The 15,854-nt window shown below is 58.7% G+C and carries 15 protein-coding genes; 8 read left to right on the top strand and 7 right to left on the bottom strand.

Going from position 1 to position 15,854, the window contains the following annotated elements; translation table 11 throughout:
- The first annotated feature begins 7 nt into the window (after positions 1-7).
- Positions 8-2,032: an NAD-dependent DNA ligase LigA gene (gene ligA / locus PLUT_RS08775; RefSeq protein WP_041464183.1), complete on the top strand. Its 2,025-nt coding sequence runs from the start codon at positions 8-10 to the stop codon at positions 2,030-2,032.
- Positions 2,033-2,141: 109 nt separating this feature from the next.
- On the opposite strand, the gene PLUT_RS08770 is transcribed toward ligA, so the two are convergent.
- The 3 genes from PLUT_RS08770 to hisI form a co-directional block, all read right to left on the bottom strand.
- Positions 2,142-3,278: a putative porin gene (locus PLUT_RS08770; protein ID WP_011358424.1), complete on the bottom strand. Its 1,137-nt coding sequence runs from the start codon at positions 3,276-3,278 to the stop codon at positions 2,142-2,144.
- Between the two features lie 172 nt (positions 3,279-3,450).
- Positions 3,451-4,200 (bottom strand): bifunctional demethylmenaquinone methyltransferase/2-methoxy-6-polyprenyl-1,4-benzoquinol methylase UbiE, encoded by a 750-nt coding sequence (ubiE, locus tag PLUT_RS08765; RefSeq protein WP_011358423.1) that lies wholly within the window; start codon positions 4,198-4,200, stop codon positions 3,451-3,453.
- On the bottom strand, positions 4,184-4,597 hold the full coding sequence (hisI, locus tag PLUT_RS08760; RefSeq protein ID WP_011358422.1) for a phosphoribosyl-AMP cyclohydrolase: 414 nt from the start codon (positions 4,595-4,597) through the stop codon (positions 4,184-4,186). Before hisI ends, ubiE begins: the two co-directional genes overlap by 17 nt.
- A 166-nt stretch (positions 4,598-4,763) precedes the next feature.
- Here hisI and PLUT_RS08755 point away from each other — a divergent pair, with 166 nt between their 5' ends.
- Together PLUT_RS08755 and PLUT_RS08750 are read left to right on the top strand one after the other, a co-directional pair.
- Positions 4,764-5,846, top strand: coding sequence for an efflux RND transporter periplasmic adaptor subunit (locus PLUT_RS08755; RefSeq protein ID WP_011358421.1), 1,083 nt, complete (start codon positions 4,764-4,766; stop codon positions 5,844-5,846).
- A gap of 24 nt (positions 5,847-5,870) precedes the next feature.
- A complete protein-coding gene (locus tag PLUT_RS08750; protein WP_011358420.1) occupies positions 5,871-6,776 on the top strand; it encodes an AEC family transporter in 906 nt (301 codons plus the stop codon).
- A gap of 10 nt (positions 6,777-6,786) precedes the next feature.
- On the opposite strand, the gene gltA is transcribed toward PLUT_RS08750, so the two are convergent.
- Both gltA and PLUT_RS08740 read right to left on the bottom strand, forming a co-directional pair.
- Positions 6,787-8,238: an NADPH-dependent glutamate synthase gene (gltA, locus tag PLUT_RS08745; protein ID WP_011358419.1), complete on the bottom strand. Its 1,452-nt coding sequence runs from the start codon at positions 8,236-8,238 to the stop codon at positions 6,787-6,789.
- A 53-nt stretch (positions 8,239-8,291) separates the two neighbouring features.
- A complete protein-coding gene (locus tag PLUT_RS08740; protein ID WP_011358418.1) occupies positions 8,292-9,137 on the bottom strand; it encodes a sulfide/dihydroorotate dehydrogenase-like FAD/NAD-binding protein in 846 nt (281 codons plus the stop codon).
- A gap of 145 nt (positions 9,138-9,282) precedes the next feature.
- Between PLUT_RS08740 and hisH the strand changes: the two genes are divergently transcribed.
- The 5 genes from hisH to PLUT_RS08715 are packed head-to-tail and all read left to right on the top strand — an operon-like array spanning position 9,283 to position 14,214.
- Entirely contained in the window at positions 9,283-9,888 is a 606-nt protein-coding gene (hisH, locus tag PLUT_RS08735; RefSeq protein ID WP_011358417.1) for an imidazole glycerol phosphate synthase subunit HisH, read from the top strand.
- Between the two features lie 42 nt (positions 9,889-9,930).
- Positions 9,931-10,701 carry a 1-(5-phosphoribosyl)-5-[(5-phosphoribosylamino)methylideneamino]imidazole-4-carboxamide isomerase gene (gene hisA, locus PLUT_RS08730; RefSeq protein WP_011358416.1) on the top strand — a complete coding sequence of 257 codons (771 nt, stop codon included), beginning with the start codon at positions 9,931-9,933 and terminating at the stop codon, positions 10,699-10,701.
- Between the two features lie 43 nt (positions 10,702-10,744).
- The gene (gene scpB, locus PLUT_RS08725) at positions 10,745-11,386 is read left to right on the top strand and encodes an SMC-Scp complex subunit ScpB (RefSeq protein WP_011358415.1); all 642 of its coding nucleotides are present in this window, start codon (positions 10,745-10,747) and stop codon (positions 11,384-11,386) included.
- Positions 11,355-12,107: a pseudouridine synthase gene (locus PLUT_RS08720; protein ID WP_011358414.1), complete on the top strand. Its 753-nt coding sequence runs from the start codon at positions 11,355-11,357 to the stop codon at positions 12,105-12,107. The genes scpB and PLUT_RS08720 overlap by 32 nt, the downstream gene beginning before the upstream one ends.
- 28 nt (positions 12,108-12,135) lie before the next feature.
- Positions 12,136-14,214: a hypothetical protein gene (locus PLUT_RS08715; RefSeq protein WP_011358413.1), complete on the top strand. Its 2,079-nt coding sequence runs from the start codon at positions 12,136-12,138 to the stop codon at positions 14,212-14,214.
- On the opposite strand, the gene PLUT_RS08710 is transcribed toward PLUT_RS08715, so the two are convergent.
- Together PLUT_RS08710 and PLUT_RS08705 are read right to left on the bottom strand one after the other, a co-directional pair.
- Positions 14,215-15,162: an L-threonylcarbamoyladenylate synthase gene (locus PLUT_RS08710; protein ID WP_011358412.1), complete on the bottom strand. Its 948-nt coding sequence runs from the start codon at positions 15,160-15,162 to the stop codon at positions 14,215-14,217. It lies immediately after the preceding gene.
- 15 nt (positions 15,163-15,177) lie between these two features.
- Complete coding sequence (locus PLUT_RS08705; RefSeq protein WP_011358411.1) at positions 15,178-15,834, bottom strand: diacylglycerol/polyprenol kinase family protein; 657 nt, start codon at positions 15,832-15,834, stop codon at positions 15,178-15,180.
- Positions 15,835-15,854: the final 20 nt, after the last annotated feature.

Raw genomic sequence — 15,854 nt, 5'->3', positions numbered from 1 at the left:
GGTGAGTATGCATCGAGAGGACGCACAGCGGAGGGAGGCCGAGGAGCTCAGACGGGAGATAGAGCGCCACAACCATTTGTACTACGTAGAGGCGAAGCCGGAGATCTCGGACTATGATTTCGACCGCCTGCTCCTCCGCCTTATAGAGCTGGAGCGGGAGCATCCTGAGCTCGTGACGCCCGACAGCCCGACTGGGCGGGTCGGTGGTGCCGTCACGAGGGAGTTCCCTCCGGTGGAGCACCGCGAACCGATGCTCAGCCTTTCCAACACCTACTCCATCGGCGAGGTGGAGGAGTTCAGTGCGCGTGTGGGACGCCTGCTTGAGGCGGAGGGCATACGGGACCGCGACATGGTGGCGGAACTGAAGTTCGACGGCGTTGCAGTAAGCCTCCTCTACCGTGACGGAGTCCTGGTGCGTGGGGCCACCCGTGGCAACGGCCGGCGCGGCGACGACATCACCGTGAACCTCCGGACCGTTCCGACGGTGCCTCTCAGGCTCCAGACCCTCGACACTCCGTTTTCCCTTGGCGAGGGCCGTGAGGTGGAGGTGCGCGGGGAGGTGTTCATGCGGAAGGAGGATTTCACGGCGCTGAACGATACCCGTCCCGAAGAGGACCGGTTCGCCAATCCCCGGAACGCCACGGCCGGAACCCTCAAGCTGCAGGATTCGGCTGAAGTTGCGGTGCGCCGGCTCTGGTTCGTCGCCTACTACCTCGACGGGATCCAGGATCCCGACACCCCCCACTTCCATCGACTACAGCTGCTTGAAACAGCGGGCTTCTTCACCGGCGGCCACTACCGGCTCTGCAAGGGTATGCAGGAAATCGCCGCATTCATCGCCCGTTGGAACGAGGAGCGCTGGCACCTTCCCTACGAGACCGACGGCGTTGTATTGAAGCTGAACGACGTGAGGCAGTGGAAGACCCTCGGTGCGACGAGCAAGAGCCCCCGCTGGGCAATCGCCTACAAGTACCCAGCCCAGCAGGCCACGACCGTGCTTCGTGACGTGGTCTTCCAGGTGGGCCGGCTCGGTACCATCACGCCGGTTGCGGAACTTGAGCCGGTACGGCTTGCGGGCTCGACCGTGTCGCGTTCTACCCTGCACAACTTCGACGAGATGCGGCGCCTTGGCATAATGATTGGCGACCGGGTTGTCATCGAGAAGTCCGGCGAGGTGATCCCGAAGGTGATCCGTGTCGTCACTGAGGCGCGTCCCGTCGACGCCCGTTTGGTTGAGCTGCCCTCTCGCTGCCCTGCGTGCAGCACGCCGATCGTCCGGGAGGAGGGGGAGGTCGGTTTTTACTGCCCGAATGAAGCGGGTTGCCCGGCGCAGCTGAAAGGCCGGATCCTGCACTTCGCATCCCGCAACGCCATGGACATCCAGAACCTCGGCGAGGCGCTTGTCGAGCAGCTGGTTGCATTCGGCCTCGTGCATGATCCTGGCGACCTGTACTTCCTGCAGGAACCGCAGCTCCGGAACCTTGAGCGCATGGGACCGAAATCTGCACAGAATGTGGTAAGGGCGCTCGATGAAAGCCGCAGCCAGAGCTACGCACGCCTGCTTTTCGCACTCGGTATACGCCACGTCGGCCAGGCTACGGCACGTGAGCTCGCACGTGCATTTCCCTCAATTGAAGCGCTTGAGGCCGCCTCCGAGGAGGAACTTGCCGATGTGGCCGACATCGGCCCGGTGATTGCCCGGAGCATCAGGGAGTGGTTTGAAGCGCCTGCCGTTAGCGCGCTCCTTGAAAAACTCCGTGATGCCCGCCTTCCGCTTGCAGCCGAAGATCCGAAGCCGCTCATAAACAGCAATTTCGAGGGGCTCAGTGTCGTCTTTACCGGTGCGCTCCTGCGCCACGACCGCCAGAGTGCATCCGAGCTGGTGCTGGAGCGGGGTGGAAAGATCGTTTCTACGGTCAGCAAAAAGACGGGGCTCGTTGTGGCGGGCAGAGAGGCTGGCAGCAAGCTGGAAAAGGCCCTCAAGCTGGGACTCAGGGTCATCAGTGAGGAAGAGTTCGAAGCAATGCTGTGAACTCCTGAACGTCCTCTCCGAGTCCAGAATGCTTCGGCAGAAAGCTAAAGGCTGCCTGTGCGGGCAGCCTTTAGTGCGATTATGCATGATTGCTATATGCGGCTTCGGCTTAGAACTTGACGAGCATGTCGGCCTGCCAGAGCTGGTAGCGGTTTCCTGAATCGATGACTTTTTCGTGGTTATAGTATTTCAGGGCAACATTCAGGTCCTTGATGAGCTGGTACTGGGCGGTGAGCTTGATGCCCTGGCCATCGGTTCCGCCCTTGAAGCGGGTTCCATCGGTGAATGCTCCAAGAATGGCGTCTTTTTCAAGGTAGCAGTAGTTGGCGTCAAACGACCATTTTCCAACCTTGTCGGCTTTGCCCAGCGTTCCGCCGACGAGGTAGGCGGTATCATTATTGTCCACGCCGCTGGCGATGTTGCTGGCATACTGTCCGTAAACCTTCCAGGGGAGTCCGCTGCCGAATTTCCCGCCCGCGTTGGCGAAGAACTCAAGGACATTGTAGTCGTAGGTGAGCTTTCCGCTGGTGCCGGTGTTGCCGAACAGTTTGTCTCCGTAGGTCCAGGTGATGCTGGACCCCTCGATGTTCAGGTAGTTGTAGTAGCTGCTCCCGAGCATATAGTCGACTCCGCCCGATTTGCCGCTCCAGGCGAGCTGTGCTGTCCAGAGTGCGGGGTCGTCAGATACGGTTTTGTCTGTAGTGGCCGTTTCACTCACCTCTCCAAGGATATAGTAGCCGGCGGTGGCGCTGAGTCCCTGCTGCAGCTTCTTGCCGTTCCTGCCGTACTGGAGGGTAAGGCCTTCGAGGGTGACGTCGGTGTCCCAGAGCAGGTCATTGACCCTCACGAGGCACTCGCTGACGTCGCGCTTGCCGGCGCTCAGGGCCGCGTTGCCTTCAAGCCCGTAGGAGAGCGGACGGATTTCCAGGTAGGCCTGGTTGAGCATCAGGTCGCTCATGCTGAAGGCATCGCCGCTTCCAAGGACGTACAGGCGCGATGTCGGGTTGCTGGCGCCTGTTGCAACTTCAATGCCGCCCTTGATTTCGTCGTTGATTTTCGGGAATGCGCCGAAGTGGAGGCCGATGCGGTGGCTTCCGTCAAATCGGGAGTCGCCATCAAGGCGGCTGGATTCGTAGCGGTAGAGCGCGTCGCCTTTCCAGTTCCATTCAATCTCGCTGGCGGTGGCTGCTTCCCGGCCCCATCCTGCTGCGGCAAGGGCGGATAAAATGATCAGAGTTTTTTTCATGGCCGTGGAGGTGTTGTTGTGTTTTCCGTTATATATTAAAGTATATAGCGCTGTGTGTAAAAAAAAGCCCTGGGGCGATGGAAGTATAAATGATATTTCCTTGATTTCATAATTGTTATCAAGGAAATACCGGATTTTTCAGAAAAAAATAAGGATGAATCGCCGAATATCCTTACTTGCTTGCGATGTAGAGGATCGAAGTCTCAAATGTCATGGGACGGTACTCTGCTGAGCTGAAACCGCTTTCCTTGAGGATCGCAGTGAATGCTTCAGCCTGGGGGAACTGCTCGACCGAGTGGGGGAGGTAGTCATAGGCGAACGTCGAGCGGCTGAAGAGTGCGGCAACTTTCGGCAGCACGTTCTTGAAGTAGACGAGGTAGAGGTCTTTAAGGATCGGAGTCCGCGGAATCATCGGTTCGATGATGAGCGCATGGCCTCCGGGTTTCAGGACCCGGTGAAACTCCTGCATCCCTTTTTTGAGGTCCTCGAAGTTGCGCACCCCGAACCCGGCAGAGACGATGTCAAAGCTGGCGTCCTTGAACGGCAGCTCTTCGGCGCAGCCTTGGGTGAACTCGATTGAAGGGTATTTTTTGCGGGCAATGGTGAGCATCTCGGGGGAGAGGTCGAGCGCGCTGACTTTCGCATTGGTGATTTTCATCATCGCGGCAGCAAGGTCGCCGGTGCCGGTTGCGACGTCGAGGATACGCGGTGCCGGAACGTTCAAGAGCAGCTTCCGCGCACGGCTGGTTGCCGCTGCACGCCAGTAGTTGTCAATACCGAGCGAGAGCAGGTGGTTGAGGAAGTCGTAGGTCGGAGCGACTTCGTCGAACATCTGCTGGATAGAGGGCCTCGATTTGGTGAGGTTGAGCGATTCGGCAGTTTTTTTTGCAGGGGTTGCCATAGGTTCAGCTTTTTTTGCCATAGACCTCTTCAGGATCGAACATCAGGGTGTCGCAGATCTCCATATTGCCGTTCTCCAGCACCCTGCGGTAGAAGCAGGAGTGATAGCCGACATGGCAGGCTCCGCCGATCTGGGAGACTTTCAGGATGAGGGTGTCACCGTCGCAGTCGATGAGGATGTCGTACACGTCCTGCATGTTGCCTGACGATTCGCCCTTCAGCCAGAGTTTGTTGCGGCTGCGGCTCCAGTAACAGGCTTTTTTGCGCTCGAGCGTCATCTCCAGGCTCTCGCGGTTCATCCATGCCATCATGAGGACTTTGCCAGTTTCATGGTCCTGTACGATGGCCGGGACCAGTCCCTTTGCATCGAATTTGACTGTGTCGAGAAAGCTGTTGTCGATACCTTCGTTATTTGCCATGATGACTGCCTGTTAAGTTTTCCTGATCGAAAACGGCCGACGGATGCGGCCGGAGCGGAATTAGGTTTTTAAAGATTGATAAAATTATGGAAAAACCAAGGTCGCAATGGAGAAAAAGGCGAAAAGATGTAACTTTGAAATCACTTAATCAACCCTGAGCAGGCCCATGCAGTCCCTACAGAAAATTTTTCCGAAATACTCCATCGCCCTTGGCGCCTTGTTTATCCTGACGGTTACCTACCTTCTGTTGAAAGGTGGAACCGTAGAGGTCGATGCCGTCAGGGTGGAGTACCGGGAACTGGTGCAGGCGGTGTATGCTACCGGATACGTGGAGGCTGACGCGGTGGCGAACCTCTCGGCCGAATATTCCGGGACGGTGAGCTTCATCGGTGCACGAGAGGGTGAGATGGTCGAAGCGGGCCAGTCGATCCTTTCCTTTGAGAGTCCGCGTCCCGAGTTTGCCGTAAAGGAGGCCCGGGCCGCCCTGAGGGAACAGGAGGCCGCCATGAAGGATGCCGAGCTGGATTTTTCACGAAAAGAGAACCTGTTCCGGGAGGGCGCCGTCTCGCGCCAGGATTTCGACCGGGCGGAAAAAGTCCGGGTGCAGGCCCGTGAGCTTAAGAGCCAGAAGGAGTTCCGGCTGAAAATGGTCGAAGATGACCTGAAAAAACTGACAGTTCGCGCCCCGTTCAGGGGAGTGCTGACCCTGCAGGACGTGAAGACGGGCGATTATGTCTCTTCGGGTACCCTTGTGGCAACGGTGGTCGACACCAGCGGGTACGCGGTCGTTGTCGAAATCGATGAACTCGATGTTCCGCGGATCCGGCCTGGCCAGAAGGCGGCAGTGGTGTTCGATGCATACCCCGAGCGCCGTTTTTCGGCTTCAGTGTCCAGAGTGGTGCCGATGACGGACAGGGTGACGAAAACCTCGAAGATCTATCTTGTAGCCGACATGCCGAAGGGCGCGGTGCAGGGGGGCATGACGGCGACGGCCAACATCATATACAACGTCAAACAAAAAGCGCTCCTCGTTCCGAAAGGCTCAGTGTTCCGGGATGGTGCCGACAGCTATGTGTGGAAACTCGATGAGGGCCGGCTGAGGAAGCAGCCGATCCGGATCGGGGCCTCGGACCTCACCTATGTTGAAGTGCTCGAGGGACTCAAGGATGGTGACCTGGTGGCATCGGTTCCCGAAGATCGGTTCCGCGAGGGGATGGTGGCGCATGTGCCAGCCAGCCCGAAATCCTAGAATGCATCCCATCCCGCGAGCCCGTTGCATAACCTGACGCTCATCATCATCTGCTTCCTTCTGGGCATAGCCGCCAGAAAGCTCGGCCGCATGCCTGCCGATACTTCCTCCGTCTTCAACAGCTTCATCATCCATGTGTCGCTTCCGGCGCTGACCCTGCTCTATGTGCACGACCTCCGGCTTACGGGGGATGTCGCCGTTCTGGCCTCGATGCCATGGCTGCATTTCATGCTCGCAGCGGCGTTTTTTCTCGTTGCCGGCAAAGCACTCCGCCTACCCCGGAAAACGGTCGGCGCCCTCATCCTGACCGGCGGGCTCGGCAATACCTCGTTTCTGGGCCTTCCGATGATCGAGGCATTCTACGGACGTGAAGGCATTGCCCACGGCATCATCGTCGACCAGCTTGGTTCGTTCATGGTGCTCTCGACCCTCGGCATCACGGTTGCCGGCATCTATTCAGAGGGGCGCCCTTCAATTCCGGCCATCCTGAAGCGCATCATCATCTTTCCGCCGTTCATCGCGCTCCTTCTGGCGCTCTTCCTCATGCCCGTTGTCTATCCGGCATGGCTGGTTGCCGTGCTCGGCCGCCTTGGCGACACGCTTGCGCCGCTGGCGCTTTTTTCGGTAGGGTTTGCGTTCCGTCCCGGTCATCTCGAGGGAAACGGGCGGAACCTCTCGCTCGGCCTCGGCTTCAAGCTGGTGCTTGCGCCGCTTGTGCTCGCAGTGTTCTATCTGGGGATTGTCGGGGTGCGCGGTCCGGGGGTGGAGGTGATGCTGTTCGAAGCAGCGATGCCGCCGATGATAACCGCTGGCATCATTGCCGCAGAGCATGACATCAACCCGCCGCTTGCCGGGTTGATGGTTGCTCTTGGCATCATTTTTTCCTTTGTGACGCTGGCTCTCTGGAGTATGCTTCTCGGAAACGTCTGATCTGGGTGGGTTACCACTCGTTGTGGTTTACTTCCGTACCCATGAGCTTATCGTGGATAGCTTTGGCAGCCGTACGCCCTGCGCCCATGGCGAGGATGACGGTGGCGCCGCCGGTGACGATGTCGCCGCCGGCATAGACGTTCTCTTTTGAGGTCGCCATGGTGTTGATGTCGACGATGATGGTGTCGCGCTTGCTGACCTCGATGTCGGGAGTGGTCTGCTTGATGAGCGGGTTCGAGCCGTTGCCGATGGAGATGACTGCCATGTCGAGCGGAAGGACGAACTCGGAGCCCTCTACAGGAACGGGGCGGCGGCGGCCGGAATCATCGGGTTCGCCGAGCTCCATCTTGATGCATTTCACGCCGGTCAGCCAGTGGCGGTCGTTGCCGAGGAACTCAAGCGGGTTCATGAGAAGGAGGAACTCGATGCCCTCTTCCTTCGCATGGTGGATCTCCTCGACCCGCGCAGGCATCTCGGCTTCCGAACGGCGGTAGACGATGTAGGCGTGTTCGGCTCCGAGCCTTTTTGCGGTGCGGACCGCGTCCATCGCGGTGTTGCCTCCGCCGAAGACTGCGACGTTCTTGCCCCTGCAGTCGAACACCGGAGTGTCGCTGCCGGCGGGGAAGTCATAGGCCTTCATGAGGTTGACGCGGGTGAGGAACTCATTGGCCGCAAGCACGCCGACGAGGTTTTCGCCGGGGATGCCCATGAACCAGGGAAGTCCTGCGCCGACGCCGATGAAGACGGCATCGAAGCCCTCTTCCTCAATCAGTTCGTCGATGGTGACTGAACGGCCGACAACCACGTCGGTCTGGAATTCCACGCCCATTTTCTTGAGCCCCTCAATTTCCGTTTTCACGATTTCTTTGGGAAGGCGGAACTCAGGGACGCCGTACATGAGCACGCCGCCGAGTTCGTGGAGCGCTTCGAACACCACCACCCGGTGGCCCTGGCGGATCAGGTCGTTTGCGCAGGAAAGTCCTGCAGGGCCGCTGCCGATGACGGCGACTTTCTTGCCTGTCGGTGCCTTGATGGCGGGAAGATCCGGTTCACCGTGCTCCCGCTCCCAGTCGGCGACGAAGCGCTCGAGGTTGCCGATGGCAACAGGCGCGTGTTTCTTGCCGATGACGCAGGCCTTTTCGCACTGGTCCTCCTGCGGGCAGACCCTGCCGCAGACGGCGGGAAGGACGTTGTCTTCTTTGACTTTTCTGGCTGCACCAAGGAAGTCGCCGTCGGCGACCAGCTGTATGAATTCGTCGATCTTGATGTTCACCGGGCATCCCTGGATGCAGACGGGGTCCTTGCACTGGATGCAGCGGAGCGCTTCCTGCTGGGCAAGTTCAGGGGTGTAGCCGAGGTTGACTTCGCGAAAGTTGGTGCTACGGACCTTGGGGTCCTGCGCCGGCATCGGCTGGCGGGGAATGGCCAGGCGTTCTTTGTTCGTGATATGTTTTGCGTCCATAGGTGTGTTCTGTTGGAAAATGATTGAGCGCTCTGCCGTTATTGCCGTCCGGGTTACTTATCCATGTGCAGATGGCAGCGGTGGCTTGTGCCTTCAGCCGACTCTTTCTCTTCAGAGAGGTAGATTCTGTTGCGGTCGGCGAGGTTGGTGAAGTCAACCTCATGGGCATCGAACTCCGGTCCGTCGACGCAGGCGAACTTGATCTCATCCTTTACCGTGACCCTGCAGCCGCCGCACATGCCGGTGCCGTCGACCATGATGGGGTTGAGGCTGACAACGGTCTTTATGCCGTAAGGGCGGGTAACTTCGGCTATGGCCTTCATCATCGGGATGGGGCCGATGGCAAGTACATAGTCGATCTTGCGGCCGGAGTCGATGAGCTCCTGCAGTTTCTGGGTGACGAAGCCGTGGAAGCCGTACGAGCCGTCATCGGTGGTGATGTAGGCTTCGTCCGAGACTTCCTTCATCTCATTTTCGAGGATGACGAGATCTTTCGAACGGGCTCCGTTGATCGTGATGACGTGGTTGCCCGCCTCTTTGAGGGCGACTGCGGTCGGGTAGGCAATGGCGGTGCCGACGCCGCCTCCGATGCTGACTGCCGTTCCGAAGTTCTCAATGTGAGACGGTGTGCCGAGGGGACCGACGATGTCAGCGATCGATTTTCCGGCCTCCAGCATATTGAGTTCCCTGGTGGACTTCCCCATTCCCTGGACGATGAGGGTGATGGTGCCCTTTTCGGGGTCTGAACCGGCAATGGTCAAGGGGACCCGTTCTCCATGCGAGGTGACGCGCAACATAATAAACTGACCGGCTTTTCTCTTTTTGGCGATCCTCGGCGCCTCAATTTCCAATTTTTTGATATTTTCAGCTAAGAAAATTGAGGAAACAATTCTATACATTGGTTCGTCGGTTTCGTATGGGTTTATGGAGTCCGGTACTTTTTTTCGGCGGGGCGCAAAAGCTAACATAATACGGATTAAAAATTGAATTAAAAAATGGGGTTGGACAGCGGCTCCTGCCGCCCTTCCCGGGGATCGCGTGCACATGGTGTTTATAGCTGATTACGGCGCCGGTAACCTCCGTTCGGTGCAGAAGGCCTTCGATTATCTCGGCATTCCGGCAACCGTCAGCAGCGATCCCGCCAAAATGGCCGGCTGCAGAAAGGTCGTGCTTCCGGGTGTCGGTGCATTTGGTCAGGCCATCGAGGCGCTCGACCGTCTGGGGTTCACTGATGCCCTTTCTGAGCATGTTGACAAAGGCGGCCATCTTTTCGGCATCTGCCTCGGTATGCAGCTCATGCTCTCCGATAGCGAAGAGATGGGTTCGCACCGCGGCCTCGGTCTCATTCCGGGCAGTGTCCGCCATTTCCAGAGCGACTCTGACAAGATTCCCCAGATCGGATGGAACTCCATCGACCTCAAGCAGGAGAGCGTCCTCTTCCGGGGCATTGCGGACCACTCCTTCTTCTATTTCGTACACTCATACTACTGCGATCCTCTGGAGGCCTCGAGCATTGCCTCGACGACCTGGTTCGCGGGAAAAAACTTTTGTTCAGCCATTGAAAAAAATGGTATTTTTGCGGTGCAGTTTCACCCCGAAAAGAGCTCCGAAGCTGGTTTGCAGGTGCTTCGGAATTTCGCGGAGTGCTAGCATCTGCTCCCCTTTTTAACCTATGTATTGCTGCGACCCGCCATGCTGATTATTCCCGCTATAGACATAAAGGACGGAAAGTGCGTCAGGCTGACGAGAGGCGATTTCAGCCAGCAGAAGATCTACCTTGACAATCCGCTTGACATGGCCATCATCTGGCGCAAGCAGAACGCCAAGATGCTCCATATCGTCGACCTCGACGCTGCCCTGACAGGCGAGATGGTCAATTTTGAACGCATCCGCCAGATTGTCGAAGAACTCGATATTCCCGTCCAGGTCGGCGGCGGCATACGTTCTGCCGATGATGTGAAGCGCTACCTCGATATGGGGGTCGGACGGGTAGTCATCGGCTCTGCGGCTGTGACGAACCCCGAACTGGTTCGCGAACTCATGAAAACCTGGCGCGCATCGAAGATCGTTGTCGGCATCGATGCCGTGAACGGCGTGCCGAAGATCAAGGGTTGGACCGAGAGCGCCAATCTGAAGGACTTCGAGCTGGCCCAGAGGATGAAGGACATGGGCATCGAGCGCATCATCTACACCGACATCACGCGCGACGGTATGCTCCAGGGTGTCGGTTACGAGACCACCAGGCGCTTTGCCGAACTGGCAGGCATGAAGGTGACTGCCTCGGGCGGCGTGACCAATTCCGAGGACCTCCGGCGCCTTGCCGGTCTGCAGTACTGCGGAGTCGATTCGGTCATTATCGGAAAAGCCTTTTACGAGTGCAATTTCCCGTGCCAGGAACTCTGGTATAATTTCGAAGAGGGCATCTGCCTCGACCACAACTTTTCGACGGCCCGCAAGAGGTAGTTCCGCAGCCGTTCCCCCAACCGAAGCATTCCCCCCGAGAGAGATGCAGGAACTCGCGTTGCAGCAACAGATCGAAGCGGTGATCTTCGCCTCCGAGGAGGCGGTGACCCTGCAGACCATACGGCAGGTGACCGGTACCTCCCTCGACTCGGGCGAGCTGCAGGAGATCATTGAGCGGCTGAATGCCGAGTATCTGGAAACGGGGCGAACCTTCCATATCCACCGGCTCGCCGGCGGCTACCGGTTCCTTTCGAGGGAGGAGTATGCGGAGTTGCTGAGGAAGCTTGAGTCGCCAAAAATCCGGCGCCGTCTGTCGCGTTCCATTCTCGAAGTGCTCTCCGTCATCGCCTACCACCAGCCGGTGACAAAAAGCTCCATACAGGAGATCCGGGGGGTGAGCCCCGATTATGCCATAGACCGCCTTCTGGAGCGCGAGCTCATCGAAGTGCGGGGCCGTGCCGATTCCCCCGGCAAGCCCCTGCAGTATGGAACCACGAAAGAGTTCCTCGACCTGTTTCATCTTTCATCAGCAAAAGACCTGCCGAAACTTCGCGAGATCAAGGAGATCCTCCGCGAACACGAGGAACAGGAATATCTAACACAGCCGGACAGCGGAGGGGAACCCTTTGATGGCGGAGAACAGGAAATAACCGATGGGGAGCAACGTGGAGAAGAAACAGAATGAGGCGGTAAGGATCAACCGGTATCTGGCCATGTGCGGCATTGCCTCGCGCAGGGCCGCAGACCAGATGGTTCTCGAGGGCCGGGTTACCATCAACGGCGTCCTTGCCAGTGAGCCCGGCGTGAAGGTGGTGCCGGGAAAGGACGAGGTGATTGTCGACGGATCGAAATTCGCCCAGCCTGAGGGCAGGAAGATATACATCCTTTTCAACAAGCCCCGCAACGTCATCACCACCAGCAGTGATGAGCGGAACCGTGAGATGGTGCTCGATTTCATCGACGTCAACGAGCGGGTCTATCCGGTCGGCCGTCTCGACCGCAAGACCACCGGCGTGCTTCTCCTCACCAATGACGGGATGCTGGCAAATAAACTCATGCACCCTTCTTCAAATGTGAAAAAAGAGTACATTGCAGTATTGGACGCACCGTTCCCGCAGGCGTCTCTTCCTCTCCTCACGGGCGGCATGCGCCTGAGCGATACCGGGGAGAAGGTCAGTCCGTGCCAAGCCAAGATCATGGGAGACGGCTCACAGGTCTGGATCAGCATACATGAAGGAAAGAACCATCAGGTTCGCAGGATGTTCAAGACACTCGGCTTTGAAGTAACGCGGCTTGATCGGCCGACCTATGCAGGTCTCACGGTCGGTGACCTCCGCCGCGGCCAGTGGCGCCATCTTACGCGCACAGAGGTGCAGCAGCTTCGCCATCTGGCCGGAAGCCCCTGAGATTTTTTCTCACGCAGGACTAACCCCCATGGCAATGAGACTTTTTCACAACAGGGAAAACGGTCACGCCATGCGGGTGATGGCCGGCTATCTTTTCATCGTGCTTCTGGCCCGGCCGCCTGAGGCAGCCGAAGCCGCCGAAGCCGCTGATTCGGGCGAGCTCGAGTCCGTCTTCGGTGCCCTCGAACCAGAGGGCAACCTTGAACCCCTCCTTGAAGACCTTGCCGATCTCAAGCGGCAGAAGATCCCGTTGAATGAAGCCACTGCCGAAGACCTGCTCCAGCTGCCCTGGCTGACTAACACCGACGCCCAGGCTATTCTTTCCGCTCGCCGCAGGACTCCCATCCGCAACGAAGCGGACCTCGCTGCCCTCGTCGGCAGGGAGAAGGCCGCGCGGACGATCCCCTACATTGTCTTTGAAAAGGACCTCATGCTGCGTCGGGAGGCTCTCCGCGACCAGATCGAAGGATCCTTCTACAGTCGCTACTATACTGAAATGCCCGAGCGGCAGGGCATCACGACCGGTGCTTATGAGGGCGACAATTATAAACTGTACAATCGCTTTCAGCTTGCCATCCCGCACCTGAAGGCTAGCGTGGTTCAGGAAAAGGACGTGGGGGAGCCGGATCTGGACGACTTCACCTCCTTCAGCCTCAATGCATACGACATCGGCATCGTCAAAAGCGCCGTTGTCGGCAACTACACCCTCAATTTCGGTGAAGGACTTCTGATGGGCCAGAACCGGTATTTTTCAAAAGGCTCCGATCCTGCCGGAAGCGTGCGGCTGCATTCCCGGCGACTGTCCCCCTATAGTTCGAGCGCCGAGTACGGGTTCCTGCAGGGTGCGGCGGCAACCCTCCGGCCCGGTGATTTCGAGGTTACGGCGTTCACCGCCTCCAACCGCGTGGATGGAAGGGTCAGTGACCTTGAGCTCATCACCAGTTTTGACGAGTCGGGCTACCACCGCACGGAACTGGAGATTTCCCGTCAGGACGGGGTGCGGGAGGAGGCTTCTGGCGCCAACCTTTTATGGAACTTCAGCGCTCCCGGACTGAACGGGCGGATTGGTGCAAGCATGGTGCACTACCGGTATTCCGAGCCGCTGGAGTCGCTTGTCGACTCCGGCTTTTCTCCTGACGGAGCCTCTTCAGGCGATCTCGTGGGCTTTGAGGCGGCGCTCACGTCCGGAAAGCTCGGGATGTTCATGGAAGCGGCCTTTTCCCAAAAGCCCGAAGCGGGCTCATGGATCGGCGGCGTATCATACGAGCCGCTGCACGGGGTGAATGCGGTAGCGGCAGTGCGCAACTACGGGGACCGCTATTATTCGCCATTCGCCGGCGCGTTTGCCGAACGGGGTTCAAATGCGTCGAACGAAGAGGGGTACTATGTCGGCATCGATGCGAAGCTGAGCCGCCGGGTCCAGGTTGGTGCGTACTTCGATTGGTTCCGTTTTCCGCTTCTCAGCTCCTCCTCCTACCCCTACCCTTCGGAGGGGCAGGATATGCGTTTGTTTACGGTGTGGAAGGCTTCGCGTTCAGTGTCGTGGACGATGCAGCTGCAGCACAAGCGGAAGGGCGAGGCCGTGACGCAGTGCCCGCTTGTGGACGGGGTTTTTGTGGACTGCGATGATGAGAGCAAAGTCTATACGGAGGTAATCTCCGAGACTGATCGCATCAGGCTTGACTGCGACCTGAAAGTGCTGAAAGGGTTCAGTACCCGTACCCGCGGCGAACTCAAGCGGGTGACCAGGGACTACTACTCCGGGAGCCCCTCATATGACGGATGGATGGTCTATGAACAGCTGAACTATGCCACCGGAAGGCTCAGCCTGAAGTGGCGCGGAACCCTGTTCAATACCGACAGCTCCGACGCGCAGATCTATGCATATGAGGACGGCCTTCCGATGCAGTTCGACCTCGGTGCATACAATGGACGGGGAACGTCGATGTTTTTGCTTGCATCATGGAAAGCTGCCGAGAACCTGAAGCTGGCAGCACGATATGAGGTTACGACGTATACCGACAGGGAGGTCTACAGCAGCGGTTCCGACATGCGCAGCACGGACTCTCCGGCTTCGATGCATGTCGGGTGCCTGTGGACGTTCTGATCACGGGCGGCCGGCGGCACGGTTTATGCGGTCAAGAAGGGCGCGGCCGATGCCGGCCGTCGGGGGGAGTTCGCAGTAGATGGTGCTGATTGCCCGGCGGTCGCACTCCCTGAAGAAGTGGAAGAGGCTCCGGGCGTATGCTTCAAGGTCAGGGCACTGCTCGACGAATGCCATGCCTTTGGGCGCGGGCGCGGTACCGATGTAAGCAGCGCGTCCTTCTGGAGAGGGCGTTTCCTCCTTTTCGATCGGGATGATTGTGGCTTCCGGCGCGTAGTGGGGGTATTTCAGTCCAGGGCTTTTCGGGGTTTCCCCCTCCCTTAAGGGGCGGGCGGCGGTGGTTGAGGGCACAATGCTCTGCAGTTCTTCCAGACTGACGGCTCCGGCTCTCAGCATGACGGGGTGCGGGCCGGTGCAGTCTACGATTGTCGATTCAAGGCCGATCCTGCTCGCTTCCCCCTTGAGGATGGCGTCGATGCGGCCGTCGAGATCTTCCTGGACGGCCTGCCATGTGGTTGCGCTGGGGCGGCCCGAGCGGTTTGCTGAAGGCGCTGCGACAGGGCAGCAGCAGCGGGAGAGGAACTCTCGGGCTACGGGGTGCCGGGGGCAGCGGATTCCGACGGTCTCGAGCCCTGCCGTGACCGAATGCGGCACCCTCGGGCTTTTAGGGAAGACGATGGTGAGCGGGCCGGGGAAGAAGCGCTCCATCAGGCGCCGTGCGTCCGTTGTGACCCTTGCTGCTGCCATCTCCACCTGTTCGACACTGCTGACGTGGACGATGAGCGGGTTGTCGGAGGGGCGGCCTTTGGCCCGGAACAACCCTTCAACCGCTTCGGGAAAATCGATGCCGGCTCCGAGCCCGTAAACGGTTTCAGTGGGGAACGCGACGATCTTTCCGGCGTTGAGGATTCTGGCTGCTTCCTCGGCTGAATCGGTGATGCAGGTCTGCATGGGTGCTTGGTCCGTCTATCGGCAGATGGAGAGGATCTCGATTGCTTCGGGGATGAAGATGGTGTAGTAGAGCATGCCTGCCGCTGCGGCAACGATCGGAATGCTCAGGTTGTCATCGATCCTGAAACCGGCAATGCGGACAACAAACGCTTCGGCAACTGTTCCGACTAAGGCCATCAGGACACCCGCCAGCGGGTCAATGTTGGGGACGACGGCGACGATGCCGAGTGCTGAGAGGAAAAACGCGCCGCTTCCTTCAAGGCTTTTGTGCCCGAACCGGTGCCGGCCGATGGTCTTGCCGACGAGGGCGGCCATGGCGTCGGATACGGCCACCATCGAAAATGCGGTGATGGCGATGATTTTAGGAAAGAAGATGACGAGGATGAGGGCCGAGAGAGTGATGCAGGTCGCCCCGTTCATGTGGGGTTTCTCACCTTCCAGTTCATGCTCGCGGAGCATGTAGCCGAAGGTGCCGTGGTACCAGTCGGCAACCGGTCCTTTGAAGTTTTTCAGGAGGTCGACGGCGAAGAATCCAAGAAAGAGGGGAACGAGGAGCATGAGCGCCAGTTCCCGCGTGATGTGGCAGTAGATGACGGCGATTGCCAGCGAGGACAGATGGATGGCTTTCCGGGCGACTTCATAGCGCAGGCCCAGGCGGTCGTTGTGTTCCATTTGAAACGGGAGGTTCTCTG

The organism is Pelodictyon luteolum DSM 273 (genome assembly GCF_000012485.1).
In the GTDB taxonomy this organism is placed as follows: domain Bacteria; phylum Bacteroidota; class Chlorobiia; order Chlorobiales; family Chlorobiaceae; genus Chlorobium; species Chlorobium luteolum.
This window is presented reverse-complemented; position numbering and strand designations above follow the sequence as displayed.